Here is a 17329-nt window from a genome sequence, read left to right on the forward strand (position 1 = left end):
GAACCAGTGATTGGTTCCGGATTGTCCTACAGCAGAAGGATCGGTCAATGGATCCTTAACTGATCAGCATTGCGGCCGATGGCCGGGCTTTCAGGCGCAAGCCTATCCTGGGTGAGGTGTCGGTGGACTGGGTCAGCCGCGTTGGTGCGGGATCCCTGTAGCAAGGCGCATGAAGCGGTCAAATGCACGATCCGGCAACAAGCGGCGCAGGAAGATCATCGGCCTGGCCCCAAAACCAACGGCATAGCGGGTCTTGGGGCGACGGGTCTGGACCGCCTTGGCGATGGTATCCGCGATGAGTTCCGGCGGGGACTGGCGCTGGCGGCTGGCGCGTCCGATCATGGACTCCCCCATGGGGAGGGCCTGGTGACCATAAGGCCCCTCGCCGGAGACCTCGCGCAGTTTTTGCGCGGCAATGTCGGCCCACTCGGTCTTGATGCCACCCGGTTCTACCACTACTACATTGATGCCAAAGGGTTCCACCTCCATGCGAAGGCAATCGCTGATGGCCTCCAGTGCGAACTTGGTTCCGTGGTACCAGGCTCCTAGCGGGGTGTGGATCTTGCCGCCCATGGAGGTGATGTTGACTATGGTGCCAGTCTGTCGGGCGCGCATGTGGGGCAGCACCAGCTGGATGAGGCGAACGGCGCCAAACACATTGACGTCAAACTGGGTGCGACCCTCCTCGAGAGAGACTTCTTCAACCGAGCCGTAGGAGCCATACCCGGCATTGTTGACCAGTACGTCGATCTTGCCGGTTTCGGTGATGATTCTCTCAACTCCTGCCTGCATAGATGCATCCTGGGTCACATCCATGGCGATGACGCGGATCCCCGCGTCTGTCAGGCATTGCATGCGTTCGATGCGCCGCGCTGCGGCATACACGGTGAATCCTAGAGCCTTCAGTTTCATGGCGGTGGCCGCTCCGATACCGGAGGAGGCGCCGGTGACGAGCACAACGTTTGAGTTCATATGGAAGATCCTTGAGCAAAATGAATCGCATGCGAGTCCAGAATCGGCTTGCCTGCGGTATCGATACCATATCCGACCCGTGATGCCATGGTTCTGGCAAACGGCGCCATGACGCCATCGAACTGCGCCATCCCTATTGCTTTCGAGTCAGCCTGTGCGGCGATCACCGTCCTTGACCGCGGCCCTGGCGGCGGCCAGATTGGCCGTGAAGTCGACGGCGCTAAATGCCTCCCGGCTGCCAGCGACGGCGAAGGTGGCCCCGGCGAGCAGCACGCGACGGGATTGATATGGGTGGTCATGAGGCTGACCTCAGTTGAATCGATATGACTGGCGAGTGCTTTCCAGCGTCCGCCCGGTCCAATCCTGGAATGCGCGGTAGAAGGAGTTGGGATCTTCGAAGCCAAGCAGAAAGGCTATCTCCCCTCCAGACAGGGTGGTGTGCTCAAGGTAGTGGCAGGCGAGCCTTCTTCGCGTCTCGCTGACCAGGGCTCGAAAGTTTTCCCCTTCCTCTTCCAGCCGGCGTTGCAGGGTTCTCTTGCTCATGCCCAAGCGACTTGCCGCCACCTCAATGGTGGCCGAGTTGCTTGGCAAGAGCTCGAGCAGAACGGCATGCACCCGCTCCGCCGTGGTGGCGGCAGAGTCCATTTCGCACAACTGGCGACGCAGCTCGGGCTCGAAGGCTTGCCACATCCCCTCGTTGCTCGTGAGAAAGGGGCGCAGCACGTCCACGGCAGAAAACGTAATGCTGGCATGGGTTCCAAGTGTGATGGCGGTGCCGAAGAAGCGCTCGTAGCGCTGCAGTGCCTTTCCAGCAGGGAGCGCAGGCAGTGTCACTCGCACGGCACAGATCGCCTCACGTGTGGCGATCTGTGCCAGTCGGACAAAGAAGGCGAGTTCCACCACCTGCAGGGAGACCGGGACCTCGGTGTGCCCTCCTTGCCAGCGAGGGGAGAGCGTCATCTCTCCCCAGGGGCCTACCGAGATCTCGAGGCTCATGGGGGCAACGAGCGCCTTGTATTTGGCCAGCCGCTGGACAGCCCGCATCAGATCCGGGCTGCACAGGGCGGCAAACAAGGGGGGACTGAAGACTTCGCTGGAAACGGTCTCGATGAGCCGCAAGGGAAACAGGACGTCATTGGCTTCCTGCTCCAGCGCCCGCCAGAAACGGAAATACTCATCGGTGGTCAACCCATGATTCTCGCGCGACAACGTGTCTTCCGGCAGCAGTGCCCTGCGCAAGACATGCCTGGATGGCAGGCCAAGGTCTTTGAGCAGTAGCTGCCATCCGACGTCCAGGGAAAAGTGAGATTTGTGTGCCATGCGTGCGCCTTTGCCGTGCGAGGTGAAGTCAGTGCTAGCGGAATGAGGACCAGTATAGGGGGCAGGGCGAGAGCATTGACATGCAAAAGGCGCCAATGTGGTGGCATTGGATGCCAGAGACAGGCAAAACAAAAAGGCCCGATCTTGCGATCGGGCCTTTGAGGCATGGAATATGGCTCCCTCGACAGGACTTGAACCTGTGACATACGGATTAACAGTCCGCCGTTCTACCGACTGAACTACGAGGGAATTGGCTCCTCCTACTGGACTTGAACCAGTGACATACGGATTAACAGTCCGCCGTTCTACCGACTGAACTAAGGAGGAATTGCCTGTCTCGTCGAGACGCAGCGGATATTAATGATCCCCCGGACGGGTGTCAACCCGCCACTCCACGGAAAAAGGGCTTTTCGGCCCGTTTGCCCAAAACTTGGGCGCTGTGGACTATTTTCAGCACAATCAGCAGCTTGAGATGCCCTGCCTGCGGCCACGGTCGGGCTGGCGATGAAGGTGCCATCGGCCTGGAGGGGGCGAGGCAATGGATAAGCCGATCATGGCGGGAACCGATGAAAATCGGCGATGTCGCCCCTGTCGATGGGCTTGCCTCTGAGGTGTGGGGGATGCGAGGGAGGTGCCGGTTCGCGATGACCAGGGATCTATTAAAGGAATGGCAGGGAAAATCGGCGATATGCGAGCTATCGATGACAATAATGCGGGGTAATGGCCATTTCTTGATCCTGCCCATCGAATTATCTGGCCGGGTCGGGTATGGTTGCCTTCGATACCATCGCCGCGTCGACAGCTCTGCCGGCCCTTGATGATGATCGGGTGCCGGTTCACCCCGGCCTTTGTCTCCCTCTTCTGGTATTACCCTAGACATGCACAATCAAGCTTCCTTACAAGGCGTGAAGCTGGCCATCGCATTGCGCCAATCCTGCATTGACGAACCCTACAGCGTGGCGCGCTTTGGCCGCGACCTCATCGCCGGCATCACGGTCGGCATCATCGCCATTCCCCTTGCCATGGCACTGGCCATCGCCAGTGGGGTGCCGCCCCAGCACGGGCTCTACACCGCCATCATCGCCGGTATCGTGATCGCCGTGACCGGCGGCTCCCGCTTCTCCATCTCGGGGCCCACCGCCGCCTTCGTGGTGATCCTCTACCCGGTGGCCCAGCAGTTCGGGGTGGGGGGGCTTTTGATGGCCACCCTGATCTCGGGCTGCTTCCTGGTGGCCATGGGGATGGCGCGCCTCGGCCGCCTCATCGAATACATTCCGCCCTCGGTGACCCTGGGTTTTACCGGCGGTATCGCCATCGTGATCGCCACCCTGCAGATCAAGGATTTCTTCGGCCTGCAGGTGCCCGAGATGCCGGAAACCTACCTCGGCAAGGTGCAGGCGCTGGCTCATGCCCTGCCCAGCTGGCAGTGGGGGGACACCCTGGTGGGGGTGGCGACCCTGGCGGTGCTGCTGCTCTGGCCTAGGCTGCGTCTGCCGGTCCCCGGCCACCTGCCCGCCGTGCTGGTGGGGGTGGGCCTGGGCTTTGGCCTGCACCAGTTCGGGGTGGACGTGGCCACCATCGGCAGCAAGTTCAGCTATACCTTGGCCGACGGTACCCAGGGCATGGGGATCCCCCCCATCGCGCCGACCCTGGTGATGCCCTGGGCGCTGCCGGGGCCGGACGGGGCACCGGTGGAGTGGAACCTGGCCGCCATCCAGAGACTGCTGCCCGCCGCCTTCTCCATGGCCATGCTGGGGGCCATCGAATCCCTGCTCTGCGCCGTGGTGCTGGACGGCATGACGGGTCGCAAGCACAGCTCCAATGGCGAGCTGCTGGGGCAGGGGCTCGGCAACATACTGGCGCCCTTCTTCGGCGGCATCACGGCGACGGCCGCCATCGCCCGCTCCGCCGCCAACGTGCGGGCCGGGGCCACTTCTCCCATCTCCGGTATCGTCCATGCGCTGGTGGTGCTGGCCGCCATCCTGGTGCTGGCGCCCTGGCTCTCCTGGTTGCCGCTCTCTGCCATGGCCGCCCTGTTGCTGCTGGTGGCCTGGAACATGAGCGAGGCCCACAAGGTGGTGGATCTGGTGCGCCGGGCGCCCAAATCCGATGTACTGGTGCTGCTGGTCTGCCTGTCGCTGACCGTCATCTTCGACATGGTCATCGCCATCACCTTCGGGGTGATCCTGGCCTCTTTGCTGTTCATGCGCGAGATAGCCAAGATGACCAGGCTGCACAACCTGGCGGATCACAAGCGCTATGCCAGCGAGGTGTCCCCCTCGACCCTTGTCTACAAGATCAACGGGCCACTGTTCTTTGCCGCCGCCGAGCGGGTCTTTGACGAGTTGCTTGCCCAGGTGAAGGACCACAAGGAGTTGATCCTGCAAATGGAGGCGGTCTCCATCCTGGATGCTGGCGGTCTCACCGCCTTCCAGCAGTTCGCAAAACGCATGGCCAAGGCGGGGGTCCGTCTCAAGGTGGCTGAATTGCAATTCCAGCCCCTCAAGACCCTGGCGCGGGCCAAGGTGCGTCCGGTGGCGGGAGAGCTGGAGTTCTACGGCTCGCTGGAAGAGGCGATTCGAGGAGAACATTTGCACGAAGCGGTTGAAAATTGATGGAAAGGGATAGGAAATGGCATATTTTTAGTCACTTGGTTCGCTTATTGAGCAAACAGTGGCAAAAGATAAAAAATTGCATTGACCGCCTCGCGCCTATCCCTTACATTACGCCCCGTTCCAGCGCAACGGCGCAGCGAATTCGTGTTGGCTGAACACGTTAAAGCACAGACCAAAATTGGGTGCGGTGTCCGAGTGGCTGCCCACCGACGAAGTCGGCAAGATGCACGCGCAGCGTGCTCCGAAAGCCACTTCAAGCAGTGAAAATTTGGTGAGGTGTCCGAGTGGCTGAAGGAGCACGCCTGGAAAGTGTGTATACGGCAACGTATCGAGGGTTCGAATCCCTCCCTCACCGCCAAATAAAACAAAAGGCCCCGTCGAAAGACGGGGCCTTTTGTTTATCAAGGGCTGGTTTGACACTTCTCTGTGGCCGGTCTCAGACCGCTTGCTCAGGCCAGCTTCAACATCGGCATCTGTTCGCGTTTGTCACAGTGCGTCAGATGGACCCGGCTGGTCAGGCGGGTCAGCAGCTCGTAGGGGATGGTGCCTATCTTTTCGGCCACCTGTTCCACCGGCAACCCTTCCCCCCACAGCGTCACCTCGTCTCCCACCTTGTCGCTGGCCGCCGGCCCCAGATCGACGGTGATCATGTCCATGGAAACCCGACCCACGATGGGCACCCGGCGGCCATTGATCAGCATGGGGGTACCTTCGGGCGCCATGCGGGGGTAACCATCGCCATATCCCGCGGCCACCACGCCGAGGGTAGTATTTCGATCCGCCACCCAGTGTCCTCCATAGCCGACCGCCTCGCCCTGCTGGCAGGCGCGGGTGGCGATGAGCTGGCTCTTGAGATTCATGACCGGGCGCAGGTCATGGTCGGCGGCAAGCTGACCGGTAAACGGGGAGGCGCCGTAGAGCATGAGGCCGGGTCGGATCCAGTCGCTGCGCGATGCCGGCCAGGCGAGGATGCCGGCGGAGTTGGCCATGGCCCGCTCGCCCGGCAGATGAGCAGAGAGGCGGTTGAATTCCTCGATCTGCAGCCGGGTGGCCTGGGTATCCTGCTCATCGGACTGGCTGAAGTGCGTCATCAGATGGAACGGCTGCACCACGTTGCGACAATGGCTCAGCCGCTCGATGAAGGCGGGCAGCTCCAGGGTGCGCAGCCCGAGCCGGTTCATTCCGGTATCGAGCTTGAGCCACACCTTGATGGGGGCGGGCAGACTGGCCTGCTCGAGCAGTGCCAGCTGCTCCCAGGTATGCAAGGTGGTTTGCAGTTCGTGTTTCGCCAGCAGCGGCAGCGCCTCGGCACTGAAGAAGCCTCCCAGCACCAGAATGGGCTTGGTGATGGCGTTGGCACGCAGCACCAGCGCCTCCTCGACCCTTGCCACCGCATAGGCATCGGCCTGGGCGAGGGCGTGGGCCACCTGCAGCAGCCCATGGCCATAGGCATTGGCCTTGAGTACCGCGATGATCTTGCTGTGGGGGGCATGGCGGCGCACCACGGTGAAATTGTGCTGGAGTGCATCGATATCGATGCTGGCCGTAACTGTGTTCATCATGGGTCGGGTGTCTGCTCGATGAGTAGTTGGCTGATGGTTTCAATCCCGATCCGGTGATCCTGGCTGCCGGGACGAGCAAACGGGGGTCACTGAATCATGTTTTTATATGCTTTAAAATGTAAAAAGATGTTATCAGTTGTTTTTTTGTTGGTAAATTATGTGGCGAATAGGAATGCGTAAATGCGCAAAATACGGAATATTCCTCGGTATAAATTTCCCTGCCAACGCTTTCTCTGGCTCCCTATCGGGCAATATTTATCACTGGTTTTTCCCCTTAAAACGGGAGGGGGATCGAGCCGTTTTCGCACATTGTTGGCGGTTTTTCGCACCGGCTGCGTGCAGGTGGGGTTGCCGACCCCTGGCCAAGGTGCGGGGAGGGGCAGGTGCATGGCAGAGGAGAAAAGCAGGCTACCAGCTCCATGGGGGGTGAAGGTGGAACTGCCGGATTAAAGAGGGCATCTCGTCGAACCGGCGAGTGGTGTACGCCACCAAGAAAGCTTGTGGCCGGCTTGGTGGCGCACGCGGCCGGAGAGACAGGTCATCCGTGGCCAGGGATGGTGAAGCATGGATGTGGGCCGGTTAATTAATCAAGCGGCGAAGATCAGCCTTGAACAGCAGGGCGGTTATTTCTTAAAAGCTGATAATAAATATCGTTTGCGCGTTCATTTTGGTTGGTGACATATAATTAAATGAAATTTAAAGGTATATGTTTTTAGGGAAGGTGCTAACAAGTCACTTGGCACAAAAACACACCATTCTAAATTATTGATATTAAATGGCTAAACTTTTTAGTTTTGGCACATAGGGTACTTATTCGCACCTTCCTAAGTTCATTCCCACAGCCCGCGCCTTTAGTCTGCACTGCAAAATCTTGCCGTTCCCTAGTAACGGCCTCAACGGAGCTGGTTGTCGCGTGAGTCATACTAATCGGCCGGTGAAAAAACAGAAGGGGGAGCCGTTGAAAACCGGCGCAACGTCATAAATCGGGACCTCAAGAGGGCATTTATTGTTTGGTTTTGTTAAACGATAACTGGTTATCGAATAGAAAAACCAAACAATGTGGGCCTGGTTTCTGGCCGTGCTGGCTTGTCTGGAGGCTGGTGGGGAGTGAGTTGGGGCAATCTGGGAGGGTTTCCCGGTTTCCCCGGAATTGGTTTGGCAATCATGGCGTGATCTGGGTTGTGGGAAGAGGGGAAAGGGAGGTTGCCGCTCAGTGCTGCGCCCCGACCGGGGTGATGTTGGGCCGTCAGGCACTATGGCGGGATCGGCCATTGGCGCCCGGGGCCGGCTCGGGTATAGTCCTGCGCCAACAAGATAGGTTCGGATGGAGGAGTCGGCGCCGCTTCAGACAAGCGGGTCGAATCACTCCTTCGGCGCGGCTTTAAAGGATATCCCCATGAAATTCAGTCCCCTGCTCGATGAGATGATGAAGGCGCTGCAGGTCTTGCCGGGCGTGGGCCCCAAGTCGGCCCAGCGCATGGCGTTCACCCTGCTGGAGCGCGAGCGCAGCGGCGGCCTGCGTCTCGCCTCCCTGCTCAACCGGGCGCTCACCGAAATCGGTCATTGCAGCCACTGCCGCACCTTTACCGAGAACGATCGCTGCGAGATCTGCGCCAATCCCAAGCGCGAGGAGAATGGCCTGCTCTGCGTGGTGGAGAGCCCGGCGGACGTGGCCGCCATCGAGCAGACCGGCCAGTTCTCCGGCCGTTACTTCGTGCTGATGGGGCATCTGTCTCCCCTTGACGGCATCGGCCCCGAGGAGCTGGGGCTCGATATCCTGGAGCGCCGCCTGCAAGAGGAGCAGATCAAGGAGCTGATCCTCGCCACCAACCCCACCATCGAGGGGGATGCCACCGCCTGGTACATCGCCGACATGGCCCGCACCGCCGGGGTGGAGGTGAGCCGCATCGCCCACGGGGTGCCGGTGGGCGGGGAGCTGGAGCTGGTGGATGGCACCACGCTCTCCCACTCCCTGATGGGGCGTCAGCGTCTGAGCTAAAGAGGCCACGGACCCCACCCCGGCCCTCCCCTTGGCAGGGGAGGGAGCAATGGATCTTGCCCCACTCCTCCCTTTGGCAGGGGAGAAAGCAACGAACCCCGCCTCAGCCCTTCCCTTGGCAGGGGAGAAAGCAACGAACCCCACCCCGGCCCTCCCCTTGGCAGGGAAGGGAGCAATGGATCTTGCCCCACTCCTCCCTTTGGCAGGGAAGAAAGCAACGAACCCAACCCGGCCCTCCCCTTGATAGGGGAGGGAGCAATGGATCTTGCCCCACTCCTCCCTTTGGCAGGGAAGAAAGCAACGGAGCCCGCCCCATGCCCCCTTTGGCAGGGGAGGGGGCAACGGATCCCACCTCATGCCTCCCCTTGGCAGGGGAGAGCAAGGCTGACCTCGCCATTGGCTCCACGCTCGATCCCAATCTGACCCTCCTCGCCAGACTGGGGATGGCAGTTCACCTCCCCCTTGTGAAGGGGGAGGCCGTGAGGGGGTTGCCTGTGTGGGCCAAGCGAGGGGCCGGTGTGCAAATTTGCTCTCAAGTTTGCACGCAAGCCCCTTGATATTTGAAAGGCCAACCCCATCTAGCTTGGGAATCTGTTCAACCCGACGTTTTGAGGACTGGTCGATGACCCAAAGTGTTCACGCCGAAACCCACGGCTTTCAGACTGAAGTCAAACAACTGCTGAGCCTGATGGCTCACAGCCTCTACTCCAACAAAGAAGTATTCCTGCGCGAGCTGATTTCCAACGCCTCCGATGCGGCGGACAAGCTGCGCTTCAAGGCGCTTTCCGATGCCTCTTTGTTCGAAAACGACGGCCAGTTGCGCGTGCGCCTGGTGGTGGACAAAGAGAACAAGACCCTGACCATTTCGGACAACGGCATCGGCATGACCCGTGACCAGGTGATCGAGCACCTGGGCACCATCGCCAAGTCCGGCACCGCCGAGTTCTTCAAGCACCTCTCCGGTGACCAGGGCAAGGATTCCCAGCTGATCGGCCAGTTCGGGGTGGGCTTCTACTCCGCCTTCATCGTGGCCGACAAGGTGACCGTGGTCTCCCGCGCCGCCGGCACCGCGCCGGAGCAGGGCGTGCAGTGGGAATCACAAGGGGAAGGCTCCTTCACCGTGGCTGACGTGACCAAAGCCGGTCGCGGCACCGACGTCATCCTGCACCTGCGCAGCGATGAAGAGGAGTTCCTGGACGACTGGCGCCTGCGCTCCGTGGTCAGCAAATATTCCGACCACATCAGCGTGCCGGTGGAGATGTTCAAGGAGGGCACTCCGGATCGGGAAGAAGACGGTGAAACCATCGTCGGCACCCCGGGGGAGTGGGAGCAGGTCAACCGCGCCACCGCGCTCTGGACCCGCAACCCGAAGGACATCAAGGACGAGGAGTACCAGGAGTTCTACAAGCACGTCGCCCACGACTTCGAAGATCCGCTCCTGTGGGGTCACAACCGGGTGGAAGGGGCCCAGGAGTACACCAGCCTGCTCTACATCCCGGCCCGTGCGCCGTTCGATCTCTACAACCGCGAGCAGAAGCACGGCCTGAAACTCTATGTGCAGCGCGTCTTCATCATGGACGACGCCGAGCAGTTCATGCCGACCTACCTGCGCTTCGTGAAAGGGGTGCTGGACTCCAATGATCTGCCGCTCAACGTCAGCCGTGAAATCCTGCAGGACAACAAGGTGACCGCCTCCCTGCGCAAGGCCTGCTCCAAGCGCGTGCTCACCATGCTCAACAAGCTGGCGAAAGAGGATGGCGAGAAGTACGCCAAGTTCTGGAGCGAGTTCGGCAATGTGCTCAAAGAAGGCCCGGCCGAGGATTACGCCAACCGGGAAGAGATCGCGAAGCTCTTGCGCTTTGCCAGCACCGCCGGCGAGGGCGAAGCCCAGACCGTGTCGCTGGAGGATTACGTTGGCCGCATGAAGGAAGGTCAGCAGAAGATTTACTACATCACCGCCGACTCTTATGCCGCTGCCAAGAACAGCCCGCACCTCGAGATCTTCCGCAAGAAGGGCGTCGAAGTGCTGCTGATGTGGGAGCGGGTGGACGAGTGGCTGATGAGCCACCTGACCGAGTTCGACGGCAAGCAGCTGGTCTCCGTCACCCGAGGCGAACTGGATCTCGGGGATCTGGAAGACGACGCCTCCAAGCAGGCGCAGGAAGAGGCCGAAAAAGCCAACGCCGGTCTGGTTGAGCGGGTCAAGAAGAGCCTCGGGGAGGCGGTGAAAGAGGTGCGCGTCACCCACCGTCTGACCGACTCGCCGTCCTGCATCGTCACCGACGCCCACGGCATGAGCACCCAGATGATCAAGCTGATGCGCGCCGCCGGCCAGCCGGTGCCGGAGCAGAAGTACATCCTGGAGCTCAACCCCGACCATGCCCTGGTGAAGAAGCTCGGCACCATCGAGGATGAGAGCCTGTTTGGCGAGTGGGTCTCCCTCCTGCACGAGCAGGCCCAGCTGGCGGAGCAGGGCGGTCTCAATGATCCGGCGAGCTTCGTCTCCCGTATCAACCGTCTGCTACTCCAGGCGTGATGTGATTGTGATTGGCCCACTGCATGACAGTGGGCTTTTTTTTGGCCGTTCCCCTCTGGTGCGCTGCTGCATTTTCAATCATTTTTCGTGGTCGTCGTCTGCGTCTTTGGTCGCAGAGACGGGGCGGGAGTGTGGTGATAATCTGGCCACTCACACGGGGCGAGCTTGTTAATACGGGCGAAAACGTGTAGTTTTTTGCCTTCTCAAGAATTGAATAACCAATCAACTAGGAGCGTGTATGCGCATTGTTCTGTTGGGAGCTCCGGGCGCCGGCAAGGGTACCCAGGCTCAGTTCATCATGGAAAAACACGGTATTCCGCAGATCTCCACCGGCGACATGCTGCGTGCGGCGATCAAAGCGGGTACCGAGCTGGGCCTCAAGGCCAAAGCCGTGATGGACGCAGGTCAGCTCGTCTCCGACGACATCATCATCGGCCTGGTCAAAGAACGCATCGCGCAACCGGATTGCGCCAACGGCTTCCTGCTGGACGGCTTCCCCCGCACCATTCCCCAGGCGCAAGCCATGAAGGATGCCGGTGTGACCGTGGACTTCGTGCTGGAATTCGACGTGCCGGACGAAGAGATCGTCAAGCGCATGAGCGGCCGCCGCGTGCACTCCGGCTCCGGCCGTACTTACCACGTGGTGTTCAACCCGCCGAAAGTGGAAGGCAAGGATGACGTGACCGGTGAAGATCTGGTGATCCGTGCCGACGACGAAGAGACCACAGTGCGCAAGCGTCTGGATGTCTACCATCAGCAGACCGCGCCGCTCATCGGTTTCTACGGCAAGGAAGCGGAAGCGGGCAACACCCGTTACGTCAAGATCGACGGCACCCAGCCGGTGGATCTGGTCAGCCAGCAACTGGCCGCCATTCTCGGTTAAGCCGTTCAGGGCCGGCAGGACGCAGCCGTTCGCCGGCTGGCGACGAGAGTGAGAAAAGGGTCCATACCGGGCCCTTTCTTGCATTCCATTCCCACGACACAGAACGACAGGATGCTAACGTGACCACGAAAACCGGGATCTTGCTGGTCAATCTGGGTACCCCGGCCGCGCCGACCACGGCGGCGGTCAAGGCGTTTCTCAGCCAGTTTCTGCACGATCAGCGGGTCGTCGACCTGCCGCGCTACCTCTGGTGCCCCCTGCTTCACTTCATCATCCTGCCGACCCGCTCCCCCAAGGTGGCCAAGCTCTATCAGCAGGTGTGGACCGAGCAGGGCTCCCCCCTGATGGTGATCAGCCAGCAGCAGCGCGCGGCCCTGGAGCACGAGCTCAAGCGGGAAGGAGTCGAGGTGCCGGTGGCGCTCGCCATGACCTATGGCGCCCCGTCGCTGGCCGATGGCTGGCAGGCCCTCAAGGCCCAGGGGGTCAACCGGGTGATCCTGCTGCCGCTCTATCCCCAGTATTCGGTCAGTACCACCGCCTCGGTGTTCGACGCCTGGGCCAGGGCGATGAAAACCGAACGCAATCTGCCGGTGGTGCGGCTCATCCGCGATTACCATGCCCACCCGGAGTACATCCAGGCGCTGGCCATGAGCGTGCGTCGCCACTGGGAGCAGCACGGCCAGGGGGAGCATCTGCTGATGTCCTTCCACGGCATTCCGGAGCGCTACGAGCGGGAAGGGGATCCCTATGGTCATCAGTGCAGGCGCACCGCCGCCCTGCTGGCGGAGGCGCTGGGGCTGGCCCCGGAGCAGTGGACCGCGAGCTTCCAGTCCCGCTTTGGCAAGGAGGAGTGGCTCAAGCCCTACACGGACCTGACCGTGGGCGACTTGCCCTCTCGCGGTGTCAAGCGGCTCGATGTCATCTGCCCGGCCTTCTCGGCGGATTGCCTCGAGACCCTGGAGGAGATCCAGGTGCAGAACCGGGAGATCTTCATGGCCGCCGGTGGCGAGCAGTTTGAATACATCCCGGCCCTCAACAGCGATCAGGCCCATATCCGCATGATGGTTTCCCTCATCTGTCGCGAGCTGGCATGATGGCCGTTCTCATCCGGTGCCCGACGTGGCGGACGTTCGGATTCAACGATAAAGGAGTGTCCTGATGATGCATATCACGCTGATTTACGCCGGCCTGCTCGGGCTCTTGTTCCTGCTGCTCTCCTTCTGGGTGGTCAAGCGCCGCGCCCAGTTCAGGGTGATGATAGGGGAGGGGGAAGCCCCCGAGATGCTGGCCGCGATCCGCGCCCACGGCAACTTTGCCGAGTACGTGCCCCTCACTCTGCTGCTGATGGCCCTGTGCGAACTGGCGGGGGTCGGGGCGCTCTGGCTGCACCTGGGCGGTGTGCTGCTGCTGGTGGGGCGCATCCTGCATGCCATCGGCATCCAGATCCCCCGGGCTCCCAACATGCCGCGCCTCTTCGGCACCCTCTTCTTCTGGCTGTCGCTGGGGATTTTCTCGGTGCTGGCCCTGGTGCAGGGGCTCTCGGCAAGCTGAATGTCATCCCGCAACGCCACCCCGCCACGGGGTGGTTTTTTGTGGCAGGCAAGTCAAACGTTTTCCTCGCAAGCCCTTGTCTATACTGACCTCAAAATTCAATCGTGCGACTTTTCGGCGTGGTGGATTGTGTTAAAATCCCGCCCCTCTTTTCCCCAGAGCACAGAAGATTGCCATGAAATTTCCCGGTCAGCGCAAGTCCAAACACTACTTCCCGGTCGACAGACGTGATCCCCTGATCCCGCAGAATTCCCAGCTCACCGAACTGGGCAAGGCCTATGTAGTGGGCATCGATCAGACTCTGGTGGATATCGAAGCCCATGTGGACGAAGACTTCCTGAACCGGTACGGCCTGAGCAAGGGCCACTCCATGCTCATCTCCGACGAAGTGGCGGAGCTGGTCTACGACGAGCTCAAGGCCAACAACATGGTGGTGAGCGAATTTGCCGGCGGCACCATCGGCAACACCATGCACAACTACTCCGTGCTGGCGGACTCCCACTCCATCCTGCTTGGCGTCATGAGCCAGGACATCCGCATCGGCAGCTATGCCTACCGCTATCTGTGCAACACCTCCTCCCGGGTCAACCTCGACTACCTGCAGCCGGTGGACGGCCCGGTCGGGCGCTGCTTCACCTTCATCACCGAAGGGGGAGAGCGCAGCTTTGGCATCAACGCCGGCAAGATGGATCACCTGGATGTGGACCACATCCCCGAGACCATCATCAAGGAGGCCTCGGCCCTGGTGATCACCGCCTATCTGGTGCGCGGCGCCGACGGCACGCCCATGAAGGAGGCCGCCATGGCCGCGGTGCGCTATGCCCGCGAGGCCGGGGTGCCCGTGGTGCTGACCCTGGGCACCCGCTTCGTCATCGACGAGAATCCCCAGTGGTGGCGCGATTTCATCAGCGAGAACGTGACTGTGCTCGCCATGAACGAGGACGAGGCGGAGGCCCTGACCGGGATAAAGGATCCCCTCGGCGCGGCCGACAAGGCGCTGGACTGGGCGGACATGGTGCTCTGCACCGCCGGCCCCATCGGCCTCTACATGGCGAGCTACACCGACGAGGACTACAAGCGCGAGACCACCCACACCCTGCTGCCCGGCGTCATCCCCGAATTCAACATGTACGAGTTCAGCCGCCCCATGGCCCGGGACAAGTGCCGCAAGCCTGCGCGTATCTACTCCCACATCTCCCCCTACATGGGCGGCCCGGAGAAGATCAAGAACACCAACGGGGCAGGGGACGGTGCGCTGTCCGCCGTGCTGCACGACATGGTGGCGAACGCCTACCACCGCATGAACGTGCCGAACTCCGCCAAGCATCTCTCGGAATTCCTGACCTACTCCTCTCTGGCCCAGGTGTGCAAGTACGCCAACCGGGTGAGCTACGAGGTGCTGGCCCAGAGCAGCCCGCGCCTCTCCCGCGGGTTGCCGGAGAAGGAAGACAGCCTGGAAGAGGTGTACTGGGAGCGGTGATACCTCTTCCTGTCGACCACGAGAAAGGGTGCCACTGGGCACCCTTTCTTGTTTTTGGGGCTGGATCATGTTTTTGGCATCGCTTTTGCTGACATCGTGGACAGCCCGCGTCGCGGCGACATACCTTGTGTTAAGGATATGTAGCTGCTGCGGGGCGAGGGTATGTTGAGACAATGGAGTATCGGTCGGCGTCTGTCGCTGGTGACCCTGATGGTGCTGGCGCTGCTGGGACTGCTGCTGTTCTTCTGCCTGCAGATCTATCAGCAGGGGCTGATGGGTGAGAAGAGCCGCCAGACCCAGGCCCAGGTGGAGACCGCCTACAGCCTGGTGGCGGGGCTGGAAGCCAGGGTGCGCAAGGGGGAGCTGGACGAGGCGAGCGCCAAGGCCGAGGCGCTGGCGCTGATCAAGGGGTTGCGTTACGGCAACGATGACTACTTCTGGATCAACGACAGCCACCCCACCATGGTGATGCACCCCATGAAACCCGAGCTGGACGGCAAGGATCTCTCCGGGGTGGAGGACAAGCAGGGGCTCAGGCTGTTCGTCGCCTTCGCCGATCTGGCCCGGGCCCAGGGCGCGGGGGAGGTGGCCTACTACTGGCCCAAGCCGGGGGTGGACGAACCGGTACGCAAAATCTCCTACATCAAGCGCTTTGCCCCCTGGGACTGGATCATCGGCACCGGCGTCTATGTGGACGACGTCGAGGCCCAGTACCGGGAGGTGCTGCACACCCTGCTGGGGATCGGGCTGGTGCTGGCCCTCCTGCTGTTTGCCGTGGTCGGCCTCATTGTGCGCAGCATCGTCGTGCCCCTCTCCCGCTCGGTCTCGGCCCTTGGCAACATCGCCAGGGGGGAGGGGGATCTGCGGGTACGTCTGCCGGAGTCGGGGCGTGACGAGCTGAGCCAGCTCAGCATCAACTTCAACCTCTTCGCCAGCCAGATGGCGCAGCTGGTGGCCCGCAGCCAGCAGATAGCGGATCAGAACCGGGTGCATGCCCACCAGCTGGCCGAGGTGGTGGAGCGTACCGGCGCCATCGTCACCGGCCAGGAGCAGGATACCCTGCGGGTGGCCAGCGCCATGGAGCAGATGACGGTGAGCAGCCGCGAAGTGGGCCAGCACGCGGCCCAGGCCGCCGACGCGGCGGACTCGGCCCTCAATCTGGCCCAGCATGGCCGCGAGGTGGTGGTCCAGACCCGGGAGTCCATCAGCCAGCTGGCGGACGAGATGGTGGAGACGGTACAGGCGGTGAGCCGCCTCGAGCAGGAGACTCAGCAGATTGGCTCCGTGCTCGACGTCATTCGCGGGGTGGCGGAGCAGACCAACCTGCTGGCCCTCAACGCCGCCATTGAAGCGGCACGGGCCGGGGAGCAGGGGCGCGGCTTTGCGGTGGTCGCCGATGAGGTGCGTACCCTGGCGACCCGCACCCACAGCTCCACCGACGAGATCCGGCAGATGATCCAGCGGCTGCAGGAGGGGGCCGGCAAGGTGGTCAGCGGCATCAGCCAGTTGCAGCAGCTCTCTCGCGCGACGGCGGACAGGGCCGGCGATGCGGATGTCGCCATCAATGCCATCGATGGATCCGTCCACACCATTACTGCCATGAATGGGCAGATTGCCACGGCGGCGGCGGAGCAGAGCCGGGCGGCGGAGGAGATCAACCAGCGGCTGGTGGCCATCACCCAGCTGGCGGCGGATGCCCTGGCCCAGAACCGGCTGACCGAGCAGGCATCCGGGCAACTGGCGCTGGCCTGCGACGAGCTGGGGGCCCTGGTGGCGAAATATCGCATCTGACGGCCTTTCTCCCCGCTTTTTCGGGATAAGGCTTGAGTCTGGGGGGCTTTTGGGACACCATCTGCCCCATTCTCGGCCAGCCCTGGCCGACAGCCTGCCATTGCTTTGCAAGAGAGAGACCCCATGAGCAAACTAACTGACAATCTTGACGCCAATTTCCAGCTGTTCATCGAAGAAGTCCGCGAGTCGGGTCAGGTGTGGGGTCTGCGCTACGGTGAAGACTGGGTGGTGTGCCGCTCCGCCGAGTTCGAAGATGCGGACGTGATGCCGCTCTGGTCCGCCGAAGGGGATGCCCGCCTGCACTGCGTGGACGAGTGGGCGGATTACGAGCCGGAAGTGATCGAGCTCGAAGAGTTCCTGGACATCTGGATCAACGATCTGGACGAGGATGACGTGCTGGTCGGCCCGAACTGGAACGCCGATCTGGAAGGCCAGGAGCTCGAGCCCATCGAGCTGGCCAAGGCGCTGGTGGAACTGGACGCCTGAGTCTGCCGTCCTGCCGGATTGTGATGAACCGGCCCCCTTCGGGGGGCCGGTTTTTTTAGGCGCTGTCCCAATTACATGTTGAAAGGCTAACCTTGAAGTAGGTCATCACCCTGAGGGCCTCCATCATGGATACC

The 17329-nt window shown here is 61.6% G+C and carries 13 protein-coding genes and 3 tRNA genes; 10 read left to right on the forward strand and 6 right to left on the reverse strand.

Annotated features, from left to right (window positions below):
* Window positions 1–132: 132 nt before the first annotated feature.
* From PG879_RS19715 to PG879_RS19735, 5 genes are all read right to left on the reverse strand, one after another.
* A complete protein-coding gene (locus PG879_RS19715; protein WP_039038935.1) occupies window positions 133–972 on the reverse strand; it encodes an oxidoreductase in 840 nt (279 codons plus the stop codon).
* Entirely contained in the window at window positions 969–1103 is a 135-nt protein-coding gene (locus PG879_RS19720) for a hypothetical protein (protein WP_257707510.1), read from the reverse strand. The genes PG879_RS19715 and PG879_RS19720 overlap by 4 nt, the downstream gene beginning before the upstream one ends.
* Window positions 1104–1281: 178 nt before the next feature.
* The gene (locus tag PG879_RS19725) at window positions 1282–2292 is read right to left on the reverse strand and encodes an AraC family transcriptional regulator (RefSeq protein ID WP_223953010.1); all 1011 of its coding nucleotides are present in this window, start codon (window positions 2290–2292) and stop codon (window positions 1282–1284) included.
* Between the two features lie 173 nt (window positions 2293–2465).
* Window positions 2466–2541, reverse strand: a tRNA-Asn gene (locus PG879_RS19730).
* A 2-nt stretch (window positions 2542–2543) separates the two neighbouring features.
* Window positions 2544–2619: transfer RNA gene (locus PG879_RS19735), tRNA-Asn, on the reverse strand.
* A gap of 551 nt (window positions 2620–3170) precedes the next feature.
* Here PG879_RS19735 and dauA point away from each other — a divergent pair.
* Together dauA and PG879_RS19745 are read left to right on the forward strand one after the other, a co-directional pair.
* On the forward strand, window positions 3171–4907 hold the full coding sequence (dauA, locus tag PG879_RS19740; RefSeq protein WP_041212899.1) for a C4-dicarboxylic acid transporter DauA: 1737 nt from the start codon (window positions 3171–3173) through the stop codon (window positions 4905–4907).
* A 270-nt stretch (window positions 4908–5177) separates the two neighbouring features.
* Window positions 5178–5265, forward strand: a tRNA-Ser gene (locus PG879_RS19745).
* Between the two features lie 91 nt (window positions 5266–5356).
* Here the strand turns inward: PG879_RS19745 and alr are convergent.
* A complete protein-coding gene (gene alr, locus PG879_RS19750) occupies window positions 5357–6469 on the reverse strand; it encodes an alanine racemase (RefSeq protein ID WP_171865750.1) in 1113 nt (370 codons plus the stop codon).
* A 1396-nt stretch (window positions 6470–7865) separates the two neighbouring features.
* On the opposite strand from alr, the gene recR reads away from it, so the two are divergent.
* The 8 genes from recR to PG879_RS19790 all read left to right on the forward strand — a co-directional run bounded on the left by recR (window position 7866) and on the right by PG879_RS19790 (window position 17195).
* Window positions 7866–8468: a recombination mediator RecR gene (gene recR / locus PG879_RS19755; RefSeq protein ID WP_010674419.1), complete on the forward strand. Its 603-nt coding sequence runs from the start codon at window positions 7866–7868 to the stop codon at window positions 8466–8468.
* Between the two features lie 622 nt (window positions 8469–9090).
* The gene (gene htpG / locus PG879_RS19760; protein WP_039038912.1) at window positions 9091–11004 is read left to right on the forward strand and encodes a molecular chaperone HtpG; all 1914 of its coding nucleotides are present in this window, start codon (window positions 9091–9093) and stop codon (window positions 11002–11004) included.
* A 238-nt stretch (window positions 11005–11242) separates the two neighbouring features.
* Window positions 11243–11887 (forward strand): adenylate kinase, encoded by a 645-nt coding sequence (gene adk / locus PG879_RS19765; protein WP_010674422.1) that lies wholly within the window; start codon window positions 11243–11245, stop codon window positions 11885–11887.
* Between the two features lie 119 nt (window positions 11888–12006).
* Window positions 12007–12981 carry a ferrochelatase gene (hemH, locus tag PG879_RS19770; RefSeq protein ID WP_042882436.1) on the forward strand — a complete coding sequence of 325 codons (975 nt, stop codon included), beginning with the start codon at window positions 12007–12009 and terminating at the stop codon, window positions 12979–12981.
* 64 nt (window positions 12982–13045) lie between these two features.
* Window positions 13046–13438: an MAPEG family protein gene (locus tag PG879_RS19775; protein ID WP_010674424.1), complete on the forward strand. Its 393-nt coding sequence runs from the start codon at window positions 13046–13048 to the stop codon at window positions 13436–13438.
* A gap of 175 nt (window positions 13439–13613) precedes the next feature.
* Window positions 13614–14918: an inosine/guanosine kinase gene (locus PG879_RS19780; RefSeq protein WP_010674425.1), complete on the forward strand. Its 1305-nt coding sequence runs from the start codon at window positions 13614–13616 to the stop codon at window positions 14916–14918.
* 162 nt (window positions 14919–15080) lie between these two features.
* Window positions 15081–16709 (forward strand): methyl-accepting chemotaxis protein, encoded by a 1629-nt coding sequence (locus PG879_RS19785; protein WP_039038910.1) that lies wholly within the window; start codon window positions 15081–15083, stop codon window positions 16707–16709.
* Between the two features lie 123 nt (window positions 16710–16832).
* On the forward strand, window positions 16833–17195 hold the full coding sequence (locus tag PG879_RS19790; RefSeq protein ID WP_010674427.1) for a DUF2750 domain-containing protein: 363 nt from the start codon (window positions 16833–16835) through the stop codon (window positions 17193–17195).
* Window positions 17196–17329 lie beyond the last annotated feature (134 nt).

This window comes from Aeromonas sp. QDB63 (assembly GCF_027707425.1).
GTDB lineage: Bacteria > Pseudomonadota > Gammaproteobacteria > Enterobacterales > Aeromonadaceae > Aeromonas > Aeromonas caviae.

What these genes read in the sequence shown, in the direction of transcription:
- alr (WP_171865750.1), bottom strand. Translation starts at nt 6,469, where the DNA reads ATGATGAACACAGTTACGGCCAGCATCGATATCGATGCACTCCAGCAC.
- htpG (WP_039038912.1), top strand. Translation starts at nt 9,091, where the DNA reads ATGACCCAAAGTGTTCACGCCGAAACCCACGGCTTTCAGACTGAAGTC.
- PG879_RS19725 (WP_223953010.1), bottom strand. Translation starts at nt 2,292, where the DNA reads ATGGCACACAAATCTCACTTTTCCCTGGACGTCGGATGGCAGCTACTG.
- PG879_RS19780 (WP_010674425.1), top strand. Translation starts at nt 13,614, where the DNA reads ATGAAATTTCCCGGTCAGCGCAAGTCCAAACACTACTTCCCGGTCGAC.
- PG879_RS19720 (WP_257707510.1), bottom strand. Translation starts at nt 1,103, where the DNA reads ATGGCGCAGTTCGATGGCGTCATGGCGCCGTTTGCCAGAACCATGGCA.
- PG879_RS19785 (WP_039038910.1), top strand. Translation starts at nt 15,081, where the DNA reads ATGTTGAGACAATGGAGTATCGGTCGGCGTCTGTCGCTGGTGACCCTG.
- PG879_RS19790 (WP_010674427.1), top strand. Translation starts at nt 16,833, where the DNA reads ATGAGCAAACTAACTGACAATCTTGACGCCAATTTCCAGCTGTTCATC.
- PG879_RS19775 (WP_010674424.1), top strand. Translation starts at nt 13,046, where the DNA reads ATGATGCATATCACGCTGATTTACGCCGGCCTGCTCGGGCTCTTGTTC.
- recR (WP_010674419.1), top strand. Translation starts at nt 7,866, where the DNA reads ATGAAATTCAGTCCCCTGCTCGATGAGATGATGAAGGCGCTGCAGGTC.
- adk (WP_010674422.1), top strand. Translation starts at nt 11,243, where the DNA reads ATGCGCATTGTTCTGTTGGGAGCTCCGGGCGCCGGCAAGGGTACCCAG.
- PG879_RS19715 (WP_039038935.1), bottom strand. Translation starts at nt 972, where the DNA reads ATGAACTCAAACGTTGTGCTCGTCACCGGCGCCTCCTCCGGTATCGGA.
- dauA (WP_041212899.1), top strand. Translation starts at nt 3,171, where the DNA reads ATGCACAATCAAGCTTCCTTACAAGGCGTGAAGCTGGCCATCGCATTG.